At 64.0% G+C, this 15045-nt stretch carries 15 protein-coding genes (1 of these 15 cut by a window edge); 4 read left to right on the top strand and 11 right to left on the bottom strand.

Annotation, left to right across the window (positions count from 1 at the left end):
• Positions 1-14: 14 nt before the first annotated feature.
• Positions 15-485 carry a phosphotransferase system, HPr-related protein gene (locus IEC33019_RS08305; protein ID WP_070092953.1) on the top strand — a complete coding sequence of 157 codons (471 nt, stop codon included), beginning with the start codon at positions 15-17 and terminating at the stop codon, positions 483-485.
• Between the two features lie 2 nt (positions 486-487).
• Positions 488-718 carry a metallothionein gene (locus IEC33019_RS08300; protein ID WP_070092954.1) on the top strand — a complete coding sequence of 77 codons (231 nt, stop codon included), beginning with the start codon at positions 488-490 and terminating at the stop codon, positions 716-718.
• Between the two features lie 32 nt (positions 719-750).
• Here IEC33019_RS08300 and IEC33019_RS08295 read toward each other — a convergent pair whose 3' ends face one another.
• From IEC33019_RS08295 to IEC33019_RS08270, 6 genes are all read right to left on the bottom strand, one after another.
• Complete coding sequence (locus tag IEC33019_RS08295; protein WP_070092955.1) at positions 751-1128, bottom strand: Rho termination factor N-terminal domain-containing protein; 378 nt, start codon at positions 1126-1128, stop codon at positions 751-753.
• Positions 1129-1370: 242 nt separating this feature from the next.
• A complete protein-coding gene (locus tag IEC33019_RS08290) occupies positions 1371-2330 on the bottom strand; it encodes a lysylphosphatidylglycerol synthase domain-containing protein (protein ID WP_070092956.1) in 960 nt (319 codons plus the stop codon).
• On the bottom strand, positions 2330-3532 hold the full coding sequence (gene clsB, locus IEC33019_RS08285) for a cardiolipin synthase ClsB (RefSeq protein WP_070092957.1): 1203 nt from the start codon (positions 3530-3532) through the stop codon (positions 2330-2332). The genes IEC33019_RS08290 and clsB overlap by 1 nt, the downstream gene beginning before the upstream one ends.
• On the bottom strand, positions 3529-4302 hold the full coding sequence (locus tag IEC33019_RS08280) for an endonuclease/exonuclease/phosphatase family protein (RefSeq protein ID WP_070092958.1): 774 nt from the start codon (positions 4300-4302) through the stop codon (positions 3529-3531). Before IEC33019_RS08280 ends, clsB begins: the two co-directional genes overlap by 4 nt.
• The gene (locus IEC33019_RS08275) at positions 4299-5216 is read right to left on the bottom strand and encodes a DUF72 domain-containing protein (RefSeq protein ID WP_070092959.1); all 918 of its coding nucleotides are present in this window, start codon (positions 5214-5216) and stop codon (positions 4299-4301) included. Before IEC33019_RS08275 ends, IEC33019_RS08280 begins: the two co-directional genes overlap by 4 nt.
• A 109-nt stretch (positions 5217-5325) precedes the next feature.
• Positions 5326-6264 carry a LysR substrate-binding domain-containing protein gene (locus tag IEC33019_RS08270; protein ID WP_070092960.1) on the bottom strand — a complete coding sequence of 313 codons (939 nt, stop codon included), beginning with the start codon at positions 6262-6264 and terminating at the stop codon, positions 5326-5328.
• 146 nt (positions 6265-6410) lie between these two features.
• Here IEC33019_RS08270 and IEC33019_RS08265 point away from each other — a divergent pair, with 146 nt between their 5' ends.
• A complete protein-coding gene (locus IEC33019_RS08265) occupies positions 6411-7787 on the top strand; it encodes an L-serine ammonia-lyase (RefSeq protein WP_070092961.1) in 1377 nt (458 codons plus the stop codon).
• Between the two features lie 235 nt (positions 7788-8022).
• Here IEC33019_RS08265 and IEC33019_RS08260 read toward each other — a convergent pair whose 3' ends face one another.
• The 4 genes from IEC33019_RS08260 to IEC33019_RS08245 form a co-directional block, all read right to left on the bottom strand.
• Entirely contained in the window at positions 8023-9678 is a 1656-nt protein-coding gene (locus tag IEC33019_RS08260) for an alkaline phosphatase D family protein (protein WP_070092962.1), read from the bottom strand.
• A gap of 95 nt (positions 9679-9773) precedes the next feature.
• Positions 9774-11066, bottom strand: a complete 1293-nt coding sequence (locus IEC33019_RS08255; protein ID WP_070092963.1) for an NAD(P)/FAD-dependent oxidoreductase — start codon at positions 11064-11066, stop codon at positions 9774-9776.
• 14 nt (positions 11067-11080) lie between these two features.
• Entirely contained in the window at positions 11081-12169 is a 1089-nt protein-coding gene (locus IEC33019_RS08250; protein ID WP_070092983.1) for a polyamine ABC transporter substrate-binding protein, read from the bottom strand.
• 161 nt (positions 12170-12330) lie between these two features.
• Positions 12331-13689: a glutamine synthetase family protein gene (locus tag IEC33019_RS08245; protein ID WP_099593306.1), complete on the bottom strand. Its 1359-nt coding sequence runs from the start codon at positions 13687-13689 to the stop codon at positions 12331-12333.
• A gap of 151 nt (positions 13690-13840) precedes the next feature.
• Here IEC33019_RS08245 and IEC33019_RS08240 point away from each other — a divergent pair, with 151 nt between their 5' ends.
• The gene (locus IEC33019_RS08240) at positions 13841-14746 is read left to right on the top strand and encodes a helix-turn-helix domain-containing protein (RefSeq protein ID WP_070092965.1); all 906 of its coding nucleotides are present in this window, start codon (positions 13841-13843) and stop codon (positions 14744-14746) included.
• A gap of 6 nt (positions 14747-14752) precedes the next feature.
• Here IEC33019_RS08240 and IEC33019_RS08235 read toward each other — a convergent pair whose 3' ends face one another.
• Positions 14753-15045: the final stretch of an SCO family protein gene (locus IEC33019_RS08235; protein WP_070092966.1), read on the bottom strand. 688 nt of this gene lie beyond the right edge of the window; only the last 293 of its 981 coding nucleotides appear in the window; the start codon falls outside the window, past its right edge; it ends in the stop codon at positions 14753-14755.

Below are 15045 nucleotides of genomic sequence, written 5' to 3'. Positions count from 1 at the left end.
GACGGAGAGCCGTGATGTCCCAGCCAGACGATCCCAAAACCAGGCCCCCGGCTGAGATCGACGATACCGAGGACCGCATGGGCAGCGTGCACGAACTGGATTTCAGCGACCGCCATGACGAGCGCGAAGGCCGTGCAGGCGACGAACGTCCCGCCCAGGAAGTTGAACAGCAGTTCCCGCCAGGGCGTGTGGCCGAAAGTGGTATGACCGGAGGCGAAGCCCTGAGCGACAGCCTGCATGAAGACAACGTCACCTTCGATGACCTGAGCCCGGACACCCTCTACGACCAGACCGGCGCCCGCGACCCTTATGAACCGGGCGGTGCCGGCGGTCCGGCAGACAAAACGCTGCGTAGGGTGCAGGAGCATGAGATTGGTGGTGGCATAGGCCTGGACGAGGCCGAACTGGCCCGTTCCAACCCTTTGGATGGCGAGCCGTGGACCGACGAGGTTTCACCGACCGATGATGACGATGAAAGGAGCTGATCATGACCGAGCAACGTTGTGCCTGTAATCATTGTTCCTGCACTGTGGATGCCAATGCCGTGGTGCACGATGGCAAGGCTTATTGCTGCGAAGCCTGCGCCACCGGCCACCGCAACGGCGAGCCGTGCCGCATGGCCGACTGCAAGTGTGCCGAGAGGGTGCAGCCGAAGGAAACCACTGTGGACAATGCGCTGGATGAGACCTTCCCAGCCAGTGATCCGATCTCGCCTTGAACTCTTAGGGGGCCGCTACGCGGCCCCTAGGGTCAGGCTGCATGGCGCAGGGCATCGATCAACTCATCCTTGCGCATGGTCGAGCGCCCGGCGATATGTTGTTTGCGCGCCCGCTCCATCAGCTCGGTCTTGGTCATATCCTCCAGGCGTTGCCCAGGCCGTGGCACGCCATGGCGGGTGGCAGCAGCGCGCTTGGCCGAGGACTCGCGGGACTTTTGCTTGGCCTGCGGGCTTTTCTTCTGCCCCGAGCCGCCTTTGCGTTCGCCTCCGCCTGACTGCTTGTTGACCGTGGCCCAGGCGCGGGATTCGGCTTCGTCCTTGGACACGCCCTTGGCTTCGTAGCTTTCCTCGATATGCTCGGCCTTGCGTTTCTGTTTGTCGGTGTACTTGTCTTTATCTCCACGTGGCATGGCGGCTATCTCCCTGGCGTTGGAAAGCGTTGTCGATTACTACGGCTGAACCCACGCCAGGCCCCGTCGTTCCTCAGGTGCGACCAGCGGTCAATGGGTTTGCCAGATCCCGTCCTTGCGTTCGCAGTCGGCGCGTGCCTGGCCCAGGCTCGGCGTGTCGTAGTAGTACGTGATCACCCGGGCGTCCTTGGACAGGGCCGGGCGGGTCGACGGTTGGTCGCGCCCGGCCCCGAGGGCCTTCGTCAGGTCTTGCGCAAGGCGGTCTTGCCACGGTGGCGAAGGGTCTTGGCGCGCTTCTCCAGCACCAGGTAGATGACCAGCGCCAACAACAAGGGGATCAGGTAGTACAGGGTGCGGTAGCCCAGCAGCGCGGCCACCAGGGTGCCTTGGCCGAGCTGGCCATGGAGCAGCGCCAGGAACACCGCCTCCAGCACACCGAGCCCGGCAGGAATGTGCGCGACCACGCCGGCAACGCAACTGATCAGCAGAATGCCGAGGATCGACGGATAGAACAGGTCATGGGGTAGCAGCCAGTGAATCAACGCCGCCATCAAGGCCCAGTTGCTCATGCCCAAGACCACTTGGCACAGCGCCAGGCGCAGCGAGGGCAGGGTCAGTTCGTGCCCGCGCAGGCGCCAGGTGCGGCGCTTGGCGAAGCCGCAGGCCAGCAGATAGCCCAGCGCCAGGGCCAGCAACGCGATGCCGATCAATTGCAGGCCGGTCGCGCCCACGGCCCAGCTTTCCGGGAGCTTGACCAGGCGCAAAGTGAACACGGTGCCGGCCAGCAGCATGTAGCCGACCCAGTTGGTCAGAAGGCTCAGGGTGAGGATGCGGGTGATGGTCGGCGTGTCCAGACCCAGCCGGCTGTACAGGCGATAGCGCAGCGCCACACCGCCAACCCAGGTGGTGAAATTGAGGTTGAAGGCGTAGCAGACGAACGCCACCGGCAGCACCTGGCGTGCCGGCAGTTGGTGGCCGGTATAGGCACGCCCCAGCAGGTCGTAGCTGGCAAACACCAGGTAGCTGGTGAACGCCAGTAGCAAGCCCACGGCCAGGGCGCCGGGTTTGTAGGCCAGCAGCGACTGACGCACTTCGTTCCAGTCCAGATTGCGCGCAAGGCTGTAGAGCAGCACCGGTATCAGGATCACGAACAACAGCGTCAGCAGGTGTTTGCCCCAGGTTTGCCAGGCTTTGCGTTCCATCAGGTATTGCCCTCGTGGTAGGTACCTGAGTCCTGCGCAGCCGGCGTCAGCGATTGCAGTTTCTGGCGGTGGGCAGGGAACCACCCGGCGATCTGCGGGAAACGCCGGATCACGTGGAAACACAGGAAGATCAGCGGAGCGCGCCACCAATAGCCGCGCACCATGCGCTCCAGGGTCACCGCCTTGCATTGCTGGTGGGCCAGTTCGTCCAGGTGCTGGTAAAGCCGCTGGTTGAAATCGCGGTCGCGAATCAGCAGGTTCGCCTCCAGGTTGAACGACAGGCTCAGTGGATCGAGGTTGCTCGACCCCACCGTGGCCCATTGCTCGTCTACCAGCGCGACCTTGCCGTGCAGCGGGCGCTCGCAGTATTCATGGATGTGCACGCCATCGCGCAGCAGGTAGTTGTACAGCAAGCGCGACAGGGCCCGAACCCAGCGCATGTCGGGCTGGCCTTGCAGGATCAGCCTGACCTCCACGCCACGCCGTGCGGCATTGCGCAGTTCGCGCATCAACCGATAGCCGGGGAAGAAATACGCATTGGCCACCACGATGCGTTGGCGCGCCAGGCGAAAGCCCTCAAGGTAGTAAGCTTCGATGTCGTTGCGGTGGCGGCCGTTGTCGCGTTCAACCAGCACGGCGCTGGCGGGGCCACTGGGCGCGATGAGCGGGCGCACCTGGCTGGGCGGCTCCAGCACCGGGGCCAGCAAGCGCCGGCTCGCGGCGTGCACCTGGGCCACCACCGGACCGGTTACCTCCACGGCATAGTCCTGCTTGGCCATGGGGCCGAAGTCGCCCAAGTGGTCGGCGCTGTAGTTGATGCCGCCAATGAACGCCCGCTCACCGTCGATTACCACGATCTTGCGGTGCAGGCGGCGGAACAGGTTGGTGCGCATGCCCGCCAGGCGTGGTTGAGGGTCGAAGGCATGGAAGCGGATACCGGCTTGGGTCATCGCCGAGATGAAGGCATCCGGCAGATCGGCCGTGCCGTAGCCATCGGCCGCCACCTCCACACGGACACCGCGTTGGGCGGCATCGATCAGCACCTGCTGAAGCTGTTGGCCGACCTTGTCGTCGTAGATGATGAAGGTTTCCAGCAGGATCTCTTCCCGGGCCTCGGCCATGGCCTGGAACACCCGCTCGTAGTAGGCCTCGCCGTTGATCAGCAGCTCGACCTGATTGCCGTCCACCCAAGGCCGGTTCATAGGCTGATCTGCGCGGCCAGGGGCGCGTGGTCGGAGAGGTGCGACCACGGGTAGTTGGACAGCACTTGGGCTTTGCCCGAGGTGGCATTGCGCAGGTAGATGCGGTCCAGGCGCAGCAGCGGCAGGCGCGCCGGGAAGCTGCGTGCCGGGGTGCCGAACGCCTCCACCAAGTGCGCCGAGAGCACCGCATCGGCCTTGCGCCGCCAGTCGTTGAAGTCTCCGGCGACGATCACCGGCGCCTCGGGCGGCAGGCTGTCGAGCAGTTCGAGCAGCAGGCGCACCTGGTTCTGCCGGTGGGCCTCACGCAGCCCCAGGTGCACGCAGATCGCGTGCACCTCTTCGTGCCCGGGCACCTCCAGCTGGCAATGCAGCAGGCCGCGTTGTTCATTGCCGGCGACCGAGACGTCCAGGTTGTGATAGCGGGTGATGGGGAACTTGGACAGCAGCGCGTTGCCGTGATCGCCATGGGGGTACACCGCATTGCGACCATAGGCGAACTGCGGCCACATGCTGTCGGCGAGAAATTCATACTGCGGCGTCACCGGCCAGGCGGGGTGTCGCTGGGCGTGATGAAGATGGCTGCCATGGACTTCCTGGAGGAATACCAGGTCGGCACCGGTAGCGCGCACCGCTTCGCGCAGTTCAGGCAGGATGAAGCGCCGGTTGAACAGGGTGAAACCTTTGTGCACGTTGATCGTCAGCACGTTCAGCTGACGCACGGCGGTGACCTTGTCGATAACGCAGCGGGGAGCAGGCATGGTCTTGTTCACAGTTCGACCTCCGGTTCCACCCCAGGCTCGGTCACCAGTTCGCCGGCAAGGCCGAGCTTTTCCAGCAGACGCCGTGCGTCGTAGGGGGCATGGACTTTCTGGTCATTGTCGAAATAGCAGTAGATATCTCGCGCGGCCCGCTTGCGCGGCGCACGTTGGATGATCAGCTCGGCGTCGTCGGGCTGGCTGCCCTGGCTCCAGGCCTGTATGCGTGTCTTCCACCGCCGCAAGGCGCGGGCGGTGTAGCCGCTGCTGTAGAGCTCCACGTCGCCGTGCAGGCGCATGTAGATAAAGTCGGCGGTGACGTCTTCGACGTAGGGCCACTTGCCGGCACTGTCTGCCACCACCAGCGCCACGTTGTGGGCGCGCAGCAATTTGACGAAGCCTTCGCAGACGAAACTGGGATGACGGATCTCCACCGCATGGCGCAGCGGTGCATTGCCGTCGATCTCGGTGCCGCCGTTGTCGCGCAGGCGTTCGGCGCAGTGTTTGGCGCAGTCCCGGGCGCCAGCGCGGTCATGAGGCAGTTGTTCGAGAAACTGGGCAAAGCGCGCTTGGTCGTACTGCATGCTGGGCGGAAACTGCCACAGCACCGGGCCGAGCTTGTCGCCCAGCAGCAGAGGGCCTGAGGCAAAGAAGTTGGCCAGCGGCTCTTCGATCTCCTTGAGCCTGCGCACATGGGTGATGTAACGCGGCGCCTTGACCGAGAAGATGAAGCCTTCGGGTGTCTGGTCGCGCCAGGTGCAATAGCGTTGGGGCGTTTGCAGGGCGTAGAACGAGCCGTTGATCTCGATGCTGTTGACTGCACGCGAGGCGAACGCCAGTTCGTCGTCCTGGCGCAGACCTTTTGGGTAGAAGTCCTTGCGCCACGGGCCATAGCGCCAGCCGGAAATACCGATACGGATATCGCTCACGGTGCCTTCCTTCGCTCAGGGTGGTTTTGCGCGACATGTGTCGCCTCACTCTTGATGTGCGACCGGCAAGCTATGGCGAGGGTTCAGGATGTTTGACGAGTGGCGCAGGCTAGCTCAGCAAAGGATGCAAGGCGCGGAACCCCTCGGCCTCTTCGACCAGCCAGTCATGCACCGCGCGTGCGCCCGGCTGGTTCAGCCCGCCGGGCGGGTAATGCAGCATGTAGCGTTTGTGGTTGGCGATCGGCACGCCGAAAGGCACGATCAGCGCGCCGCGTTCAAGCTCGTCGTTGAGCAAGGTGCGTCGGGCAATGGCCACACCAACCCCCGCGATGGCGGCCTCGATGGTCAGGTGGTTGCGGTTGAAGGTGTGTCCACGGCGCACATCCAGGCTGCCGGCGCCGATACCGTCGAGGTAGAACTCCCATTCGGCGTATTCCGAGCTGCCGCGCCAGGCGGTGATGTCGTGCAGCAGCGGATAATGCACCAGGTCTGCCGGGCCATGCAGCGGCGGGCGGCCGCGAAGCAGGGCGGGGGAGCAGACCGGGAAGATCTGCTCGTCCAGCAAGGGCGTGGAGAGCATGCCCGGGTAGCTGCCATCGTTGAGGTCGATGGCCAGGTCGAAGTCCTCCGGGTGCAGGGCTTGGTTGCTGTCCTCGGCCACCAGGCGCAGTTCGATGTCTGGATAGCGCTGCTGGAAGCGGGGCAGGCGAGGGGTCAGCCATTTGGCCAGGAACGAGGGGATCGAACGCAGGCGCAGGGTGCCGCGGATCTCGCCGGCGTCCAGGCGAAGCAGCTCCGCCTCGATGCTGCCATAGGCCTCGGCGACCGTCTGTGCCAGACGCTGGCCTTCGGCACTCAGCTCAACGCCCCGCGCACGACGCAGGAACAACCGATAGCCCAGGCGCTCTTCCAGTTGGCGCATCTGCTGGCTCACGGCGCCGGGGGTAATGTGCAGCTCCTGCGCACAGCGGGTGAACGACAGGTGCCGCGCCGCACAGGAGAACACGTGCAGCCAGACGAAGGTCTGGCCATTGAGTTGTCGCTTCATCGTTTAGCCTTGCTAAAGCCTTGCTTAGGAACTTTCGTTGGTCATTACCCGGAGGGCGAGTCAGTATCACGCAATATCGCAGTCCCGTTCAATTTTCTCGGAGAGGCGGTCGACGGCTACACAGGCTGTCTCGCCCAGGTATTAGCATGGCTATCAGTGTTTTCGACCTCTTCAAAATCGGCATCGGCCCATCCAGTTCCCATACCGTAGGGCCGATGCGCGCGGCGGCGACCTTCGCCCAGGCGCTTCGCGAGCAGGGGGTGTTGACGCAGGTGACGCGGGTGGAGGTGCGCCTGTACGGCTCGCTGTCGGCGACCGGCGTCGGCCATGCCACTGACCGCGCCTGCCTGCTCGGGTTGATGGGCCAATGGCCAGATCGCATCGACCCGCAGAGCATCGAGCCGCGCATCGCACAGGTGATGCAGGAGCAATGCCTGATCCTCGATGGCAGCCAACCAGTGGCATTCGAGTATGACCGCGACATGCTGCTGCTCGACGAGAGCCTGCCTTACCACCCCAATGCCATGAGCCTTGAGGCGTTCACCGCGCAGGGCAGCCTGTTCTCCCAGACCTATTACTCGGTTGGCGGTGGTTTCATCGTCGAGCAGGCCGAAATCGATGCGCCACAGTCCGATGCCGACCAGGTCAAGCTGCCCTATGAATTCGACAGTGCAGCCGAGCTGCTGGCCCTGTGCAAGACTCATCAGATGAGCGTCGGCCAACTGATGATGGCCAACGAGTGCGCCTGGCGACCCGAAGCCGAAGTCCGTGAGGGGCTGCTGAAGATCTGGGCGGCCATGGGCGAGTGCGTGAACAACGGCCTGCGCAACGAAGGGATCTTGCCAGGTGGCCTGCAGGTCAAGCGCCGTGCCGCCAAGCTGCACCGTAGCCTGCAGGAGCTGGGCAAGCCCAATGTCATCGGCTCGACCCTGAGCGCCATGGAGTGGGTCAATCTGTATGCCCTGGCGGTCAACGAAGAAAACGCCGCCGGCGGGCGCATGGTCACCGCGCCCACCAACGGCGCGGCGGGGATCATCCCGGCGGTGCTGCACTACTACATGAAGTTCAACCCCGGCGCCTGCGATGACGATGTGGTCGCCTTCCTGCTGGCCGCTGCGGCGGTAGGCATTCTGTGCAAGAAGAACGCATCGATCTCGGGCGCGGAAGTCGGCTGCCAGGGTGAAGTCGGTTCAGCCTGCTCCATGGCCGCGGCGGGGCTCGCCGAAGTGCTGGGTGCAACGCCCGCTCAATTGGAGAACGCCGCCGAAATTGCCTTGGAGCACAATCTGGGGCTGACCTGCGACCCGGTGGGTGGTCTGGTACAGGTGCCATGCATCGAGCGCAATGCCATTGCCGCGGTCAAGGCGATCAACGCGGTACAGATGGCCCTGCGCGGCGATGGCGAACACTTCATCTCCCTGGATCGGGTGATCCGCACCCTGCGTGACACCGGCGCCGATATGCATGCCAACTACAAGGAAACCTCTCGCGGCGGGCTGGCCGTGGCGTTTGTCGAGTGCTGAGGCAGATGTAGCCGCTGGCTATAGCCCCCCATTTCCGAGGATAGGGCTGTAGAGGGAGGCCGAACGGTGTTGCGGTCTTTGTGTGGCTTTAGCCGCGAAGCAGGCGACGCAGTGCCTGGCACCGGCTCTGCCGGTGTTCGCGGGTGAATCGGAGCGCCGAACCGCCGCTCCCACAGAGAGGTCAGCGCAAACCCTGTGGCGTGGATTTACCTGCGACCGTTCGCTCCCCAAGGGCTTACTTGAGCAGCACGCGACGCTTGGTCAGCTCCCCGTCATCTCCGCCCGGCCAGTGCAGTTCGACCAGGACCTCGGTCTGGGTGCCGTCCAATGATGGACGCACCTGGAGCATGGCGAAGTTCTTCGAGCCGGCCATGGCGTACCAGCGTTCGCAGACAACATCCTTGACGCCCGGCATGCTCCCGCCCGCGCTGATCGCGAGCTTAAGCACGCCGGGTGCCGGCATGCGGGAGATGGCACTGGAGGTGACCTGAAATACCTTGGCAGCCGGATACCGCTTGTGCAGCAAGCGGAACACCGCCGCACAGTGCACGTCGCCACTGAGAAACACCACTGGCTTGGCGCTGTTGCCCAAGGCATCGAACACCAGATCCAGCAGGCGTTTGCGTTCGGCCTGGTTGCTCTCGTGGTCCCATTCGTCCATGCAATCGTCCTTGAACGATCCGATGTCGGCGTAATTGGTCACGGCGTTGCGCCAGTGCATGACCGGCACCGGCGACACCACGAACACCGCCTCGGCCTTCTGTACCGGCGCGCTCTTGAGCCAGGCGGCAAAACGCGCCATCTGCTCGCTGCCAAGCAACTTGCAGGGGTCTTTGGCCTCGATGTCGTGGTGGCCGCGCATGTCCAGTACGTAGAACGCCGAATTGCCTTGTTCGAAGGCATAGTCCCATTGGCAGGCATCGGGGTTGTCCAGATCGATCGGCGTGGGCGGGTTGTGGCTGTGCTCGTACTCGTAGTACACCCGGCAGGCGGCGCGCCACATGAGATCCACCAGCATCTGGTTGGTCGTGGTGTTGTTGCTGCGTTCGAACAACAGGGAGATGCGCTTGCGCCGCTCGACTTTGGTCAGTGAGCCCCAACCGTCCATGATTTCGTGGTCGTCCCAGATCATGTACTGGGGCAGGCGTTCATAGATCTCCCGCTGGGCCGGCACGTTCCAGTAGACCCGGTAGAACCAGCGGTAGAGGTTGCACAGGTAGCGCTCGATCCCCGCTTTGTCGTAGCCCTTGCCTTTGCTGTAGGTCTGCAGCAGCTCGTCCTTGTTGTCCTTGAGCCACTCCCAGATATCCAGAAAACCGTTCTTCTTATTGGTGTCCACGTACACCTGGTCGCCACCGCCGATGACGAAAGTGGCGCGTTGGTCGGCCAACTGCTGGTGCATCAACGGCCAGGCACCGGCACTGCCGTCGGCGCTGATCGGGTCGTGACAGCTGTAGAAGCCGAAGGTGAGGGTGCTGGAGGCCTTGGGCGGAGTCACGAAGAAGCGCGGGCGATCGCCACCGATCTCGGTGCGCCGACCCACCTTGCCGGCGTCGGTTTCGTCGCTGATCAGCGCGTAGTAATAGGTGGTGGCAGGCTTCAGGCCTGTGACATCGAAGACGCCAGTGACATCGGTGTCGAAGTCCAGCGTCTTGGCCTGCAGGTACACAGGCTTGATGCCTTGGCCTTGGAAGTATTGGCTGACGGGCAGCTCACCGAGGCGGACCATGTCGCCGCGCAGCGGCTCGGTGGTGACCGCCAGGTACCAGGTGCCTGGCCGGTAGAGACGCACCCACAGCCGGGTGCTATTGGGCGTGGTGGCGCCAATCACGGCGGCGCTGGAGAGTTTGGGGTATTTGCTTTCGTTGGAGGTAGGGTCGAGCAGTGGCATGGGGTCATCCTTGGTGCGTCACGGTGATATCGGCCAGTAAAGACCGGGTTTAGCCGTTTCGCTTGCTCAGATGCCCCATGCCCTGCAGGGATTTATCAGCCCAGCACTTCTCGCACCCGGTACCACAGCATCCCCAGTGCCAGCAGCGGCGAGCGTAGGGCCTTGCCGCCGGGGAAGGTCAGGTGCGGCACGGCGCTGAACACGTCCAGCCCCTGGCTGTGGCCCACCGCGATGGATTCGGCCAGCAGTTTGGCAGTCCAGTGGGTGACGTTCAGGCCATGGCCGGAGTATCCCTGGGCGTAGTAGACGTTGGGGTGCTGGCTTAACCGGCCCACCTGGGGGAAGCGGTTGGCGGTGATGCCGATCATGCCACCCCACTGGTAGTCGATGCGCACATCGCTCAGCTGTGGGAACACCTTGAGGACTTTAGGCCGCATGTAGGCGGCGATGTCCTTGGGGTCACGCCCGGAGTAGTGGCAGGCGCCGCCGAACAACAGGCGGCGGTCTGCCGTAAGGCGGTAGTAGTCCAGGCCGACTTTCTGGTCGCACAGGGCCATGTTCTGCGGGATCAGCGCCTTGGCGACGTGCTCGGGCAGGGGCTCGGTGGCCACCACATAGCTGCCGGCCGGCAGCACCTTGCCGCTCAGACGCGGCTCCAGCTCGTCCAAATGGGCGTTGCAGCCAAGTACCAGGCTCTTGGCCCGGACCTTGCCGCGCGCACAGTGCAGGGTCACGGTGGGGCCGTGCTCGATGCGTTGCACCGGGCTCTGCTCGAAAATCCGCACGCCCAGCTGCTGCGCCGCGCGGGCTTCGCCCTGGACCAGGTCGAGCGGGTGCAGGTGGCCCGAGCCCATGTCCACCAGCCCCCCGGCGTACTGGTCGCTGGCGACCACATCGCGAATCCGCTCGGGGCCGACCAGGCGGGTTTCGTGGCGGTAGCCCAGCGCGGCCAGCTCGTCTTGCTCGTCCTTGAAGGCGGCGAACTGCGCGGGGGTGTTGGCCAGTTCGCAGAAGCCCCAGCGCAGGTCGCACTCGATGCCGTAGCGGGCGATGCGCTCGGCCACCAGTTCCACCGAGTCGATGCCGGCCTGCTTGAGGTAGCGCACGCCATCCTGGCCAACGTAGCGGGCGAAGCCGCTGACGTCATGGCCGATGCCGCGGATCAATTGCCCGCCGTTGCGTCCGCTGGCACCCCAGCCGATGCGCCGGGCTTCGAGCAGTATCACCGACAGGCCGCGCTCGGCGAGTTCCAGAGCGGTATTGACCCCGGTCAGGCCGCCGCCGACCACACAGACATCGGCGGTCAGCTCGCCTTCCAGCGAGGGGTAGGGCGTCGAACTGCGCGCCGTGGCGGCGTAGTAGGACGCGGTGTGTTGGGTAATAGGCATGGCTGGTGCTCGGCTCAGCGGTTGGACTTGATCTTGCTCCAGGAGCGGGTCATGACGCGCATGATCTTGGGGCTCGGGGTGTTGGAGACATATAGCTTGTCCAGCACCGCCTGGGACGGATAGATCTCGGGGTTGTGCACCAGGGACTCATCCATGTAGGCCTTGGCGTCGGGGTTGGCGTTGGCGTAACCCACGGTGGCGCTGACCTTGGCGATCACCTGTGGGTCGAGCAGGTAGTTGATGAAGGCCAGGGCCTGCTCCGGGTTGCTGCTGTCCTTGGGAATGGCCAGCAGGTCGAACCACAGGTTGCTGCCTTCTTTGGGAATGCTGTAGGCGATCTTCACGCCGTTGTTGGCCTCCACCGCACGGTTGGCGGCCTGGAACACGTCGCCGGAGTAGCCGAAGGCCACGCAGACATCGCCATTGGCCAGATCCGACACGTACTTGGAGGAATGGAAGTAGGTGACATAGGGGCGCAGCTCCATCAGGCGTGCCTCGGCCTTGGCATAGTCGGCGGCGCTTTCGCTGCGTGGGTCCATCCCCAGGTAGTTGAGTACCGCCGGGAACAGTTCGTCAGGCGAATCCATGAAGGCCACGCCGCACTGCTTGAGCTTCTTGAGGTTCTCCGGCTCGAACAGCACCGCCCAGGAATCGACCTTGTCGATGCCCAGCACCGCCTTGACCTTCTCGACGTTGTAGCCGATGCCGTTGGTGCCCCACAGGTAGGGCACCGCATACCGGTTACCGGGATCGTTCTGCTCCAGTTGCTTGAGCAGCACCGGGTCCAGGTGTTTCCAGTTGGGCAGCTTGTCGCGGTCCAGCGGCATGAAGGCGCCAGCCTGGGCCTGGCGTGCCAGGAAGTGGTTGGACGGCACGACCACGTCATAGCCGGTGCGTCCGGCCAACAGCTTGCCTTCCAGGGTTTCGTTGGAGTCGAACACGTCATAGACCACCTTGATCCCACTGCTGGCCTGGAAGTCGGCCAGGGTGGTGTCACCGATGTAGTCGGTCCAGTTGTACACGCTGACGCTCGGCTGGGCCTGGGCGGCGGCGCCGAACAACAGGGTGAATGCAGCGGGAATCAGGGTTTGCAAATGACGCATGTCGACACCTCGTTGGTCTTGTTCTTCGAGTTCGGTGTAACAAAGGTTGCACTGGCCCATGGGCAGCGCGTTGCCCTGTGGGAGCGGGTTCATCCGCGAATGCGATGGCGCATTCACCGATGCCTTCGCGGGTGTACCCGCGCCCTCAGGCGTCTCGGGGATCAGACGCTCAGCAGCAGGAACTCACGCTCCCAGGAACTGATCACCCGCTTGAAGTTCTCGTGCTCGGCGCGTTTGACCGCCACGTAGCCCTGAACGAACTGGCGCCCCAGGTATTCATGCAGGGTCTGGCAGTCTTCCATGTGCTGCAGGGCGTCTTCGATGGTGATCGGCAGGCGCAGGTTGCGGCGCTCGTAGGCGCGGCCCTGGACCGGCGCACTCGGCTCGATCTTCTCGACCATGCCCAGGTAGCCGCACAGCAGGCTCGCGGCGATCGCCAGGTACGGGTTGGCGTCGGCGCCCGGCAGGCGGTTTTCCACGCGCATGGCCTTGGGGCTTGAGGTCGGTACGCGCAGGCCCGCGGTGCGGTTCTCCTCACCCCATTCGACGTTCACCGGTGCCGAGGTGTCCGGCAGGAAACGGCGGAATGAGTTGACGTTCGGCGCGAACATCGGCAGCACTTTGGGGATGTACTTCTGCAGGCCACCGATGTGGTGCAGGAACAGCTCGCTCATGCTGCCGTCTTCATTGGCGAAGATCGGCTTGCCGGTGGCGATGTCGACCACGCTCTGGTGCAGGTGCATGGCACTGCCCGGCTCGTCGGTGATCGGCTTGGCCATGAAGGTAGCGGTGACATTGTGCTTGAGCGCGGCCTCACGCATGGTGCGCTTGAACACGGTGATCTGGTCCGCCAGATCCAGGGCGTCGCCGTGACGGAAGTTGATTTCCATCTGCGCCGGGCCGTCTTCGTGGATCAGCGTGTCCAGGTCCAGGCCCTGGACCTCGCACCAGTCATAGACGTCTTCGAACAGCGGGTCGAATTCGTTGGCCGCATCGATGGAGAACGACTGGCGGCCGCTTTCGGCACGGCCCGAACGCCCCAGCGGGACCTGCAGCGGCAGGTCCGGGTCTTCGCAGCGCTGGGTCAGGTAGAACTCCATCTCAGGCGCCACGATCGGCTGCCAGCCTTTGTCGGCATAGAGCTTGAGGACCTTCTTGAGCACGTTGCGCGGCGACAGCTCGATCGGATTGCCGTGCTTGTCGAAGGTATCGTGGATGACGATGGCGGTAGGTTCGATGGCCCATGGAATCTGGTAGACCGCCGCAGGGTCAGGGCGGCAGACCATGTCGATGTCGGCCGCATCGAGCAGGTCGTAGTAGATGTCGTCGTCGACGTAGTCGCCAGTGACCGTCTGCAACAGCACGCTCTCCGGCAGGCGCATGCCGCGCTCGTGGAGGAACTTGGCAGTCGGTGCGATCTTGCCGCGGGCAATGCCGGTCAGGTCGCTGATCACACATTCGACTTCGGTGATCCGGTGTTCTTTCAGCCAGGTGGACAGCTGATCGAAGGGGGCGTTCATACAGACCTCTTAGTTGGGTTTTATGGGCGAGTCCGCGTTGGAATCTTCCCAGGCGACGCGCTGAGGACTATCTTGGTCGCTGCCCCCCGGGGCGATCTATCCATTTTCTTCGGCAACAAATGCACCAAAAGAGTGCATAAGGGACTCAAGCGTGACAACGCCCAACGCCTTGCAGGTCCAGGCTTTCCACACCACCGACGTGACCGAACAGGTGCGCGCCACCCCTGGCTGGCAGCAGCAATACCGGCAAATGTCCCCTGGGCATTTCAATGGTCAGTTGCGCTGCCTGGGGCTCGATGGCGTGGAGGTCTACGAAGAACGGCTCAATACCCGGGTGGAGCAGTTCTTCCGCGCACCGAGCGGGTCGCTGGCGTTTTGTTTCGACCGCAGCGAGAACAGCCTCTACTTGCTCAACGAGGACAGTCGCAACATTTGGATCACGCCGGAGAACTACCAGGAAGTGGCCGTGGTGTTCGACCAGGCGTTCATGGCCCGTCATGGCCTGGACGTGACGCGTCTGGAAGGGCTGTTCATGGTGCCGCTGGGCAGCGGCCAGAACGCGCTGTTCGGCAGTTGGCTGAGCGCCACTCTCACGCGGCTGGCCGATGCCGATAGCCCACTCGAAGGCCAGGCCCTGGCCGAGCAACTGCTCGAAGACTGCCTGTTCATCCTCGACAATGCCTGCCAACGCCTGCAAGGCGATGCCTTGGGGCGGCGCGACGAGGAGCGTGCGATCATGCGCCGGGTCAGCGAATGGGCCGCCGACTGCCCGGAGGAAACCCTCAACCTGATGGAGTTGGCCGAAGTGGCCGGGGTGTCCCTGCGCCAACTGCAGCAGGCTTTCAAGGCGTTTACCGACATGCCGCCAGGGCAGTGGCTGCGCCTGCGCAGGCTCAATGGCGCGCGGCGCGACCTGCTGCGCCATGGGGCAGGGAGTATCACCGTGGCCGAGGTGGCGATGCGCTGGTCGTTCTGGCACTTGGGGCGGTTTTCCGAGAGCTATCGGCAGTTGTTCAAGGAGTTGCCGAGCGAGACGCTCAAGCGCGGACGCGGGTAGTTTCCTTCAGTCGCCCTTCTTGGCCGTGGCAGGCGTCTGCAGCCGGCGGGTTTCCTCTTCGATGTAGGTCAGCAACGCGGTGACTTCGGTGTCGCCCAGGCGCAGGTTGGGCATCGCCAGGCCGTTGTATTGCGTGTACAGCAGCATGGCCAGCGGGTCTTTCTCGGCCAGCATCTGGTCGGGCTCTTTCAACCAGCGCACCAACCAGCGAGGGTCGCGTTGGCGGGTCACGCCCAGCAGGTCCGGGCCGATTCCGCCCGCGCCGTTGGGGCCGGCATCGCCAAGGCTGTGGCAAGAAG

This window comes from Pseudomonas putida, from assembly GCF_002741075.1.
Lineage (GTDB): Bacteria > Pseudomonadota > Gammaproteobacteria > Pseudomonadales > Pseudomonadaceae > Aquipseudomonas > Aquipseudomonas putida_T.
Note: the sequence above shows the minus strand (reverse complement) of the source record. Positions and strands in the feature narration are given on the sequence as shown.

Bases quoted from the DNA above. Each gene is read 5' to 3' on its own strand.
- IEC33019_RS08305 (WP_070092953.1), top strand. From the start codon at position 15: ATGTCCCAGCCAGACGATCCCAAAACCAGGCCCCCGGCTGAGATCGAC.
- IEC33019_RS08300 (WP_070092954.1), top strand. From the start codon at position 488: ATGACCGAGCAACGTTGTGCCTGTAATCATTGTTCCTGCACTGTGGAT.
- IEC33019_RS08295 (WP_070092955.1), bottom strand. From the start codon at position 1,128: ATGCCACGTGGAGATAAAGACAAGTACACCGACAAACAGAAACGCAAG.
- IEC33019_RS08290 (WP_070092956.1), bottom strand. From the start codon at position 2,330: ATGGAACGCAAAGCCTGGCAAACCTGGGGCAAACACCTGCTGACGCTG.
- clsB (WP_070092957.1), bottom strand. From the start codon at position 3,532: ATGAACCGGCCTTGGGTGGACGGCAATCAGGTCGAGCTGCTGATCAAC.
- IEC33019_RS08270 (WP_070092960.1), bottom strand. From the start codon at position 6,264: ATGAAGCGACAACTCAATGGCCAGACCTTCGTCTGGCTGCACGTGTTC.
- IEC33019_RS08265 (WP_070092961.1), top strand. From the start codon at position 6,411: ATGGCTATCAGTGTTTTCGACCTCTTCAAAATCGGCATCGGCCCATCC.
- IEC33019_RS08260 (WP_070092962.1), bottom strand. From the start codon at position 9,678: ATGCCACTGCTCGACCCTACCTCCAACGAAAGCAAATACCCCAAACTC.
- IEC33019_RS08255 (WP_070092963.1), bottom strand. From the start codon at position 11,066: ATGCCTATTACCCAACACACCGCGTCCTACTACGCCGCCACGGCGCGC.
- IEC33019_RS08250 (WP_070092983.1), bottom strand. From the start codon at position 12,169: ATGCGTCATTTGCAAACCCTGATTCCCGCTGCATTCACCCTGTTGTTC.
- IEC33019_RS08245 (WP_099593306.1), bottom strand. From the start codon at position 13,689: ATGAACGCCCCCTTCGATCAGCTGTCCACCTGGCTGAAAGAACACCGG.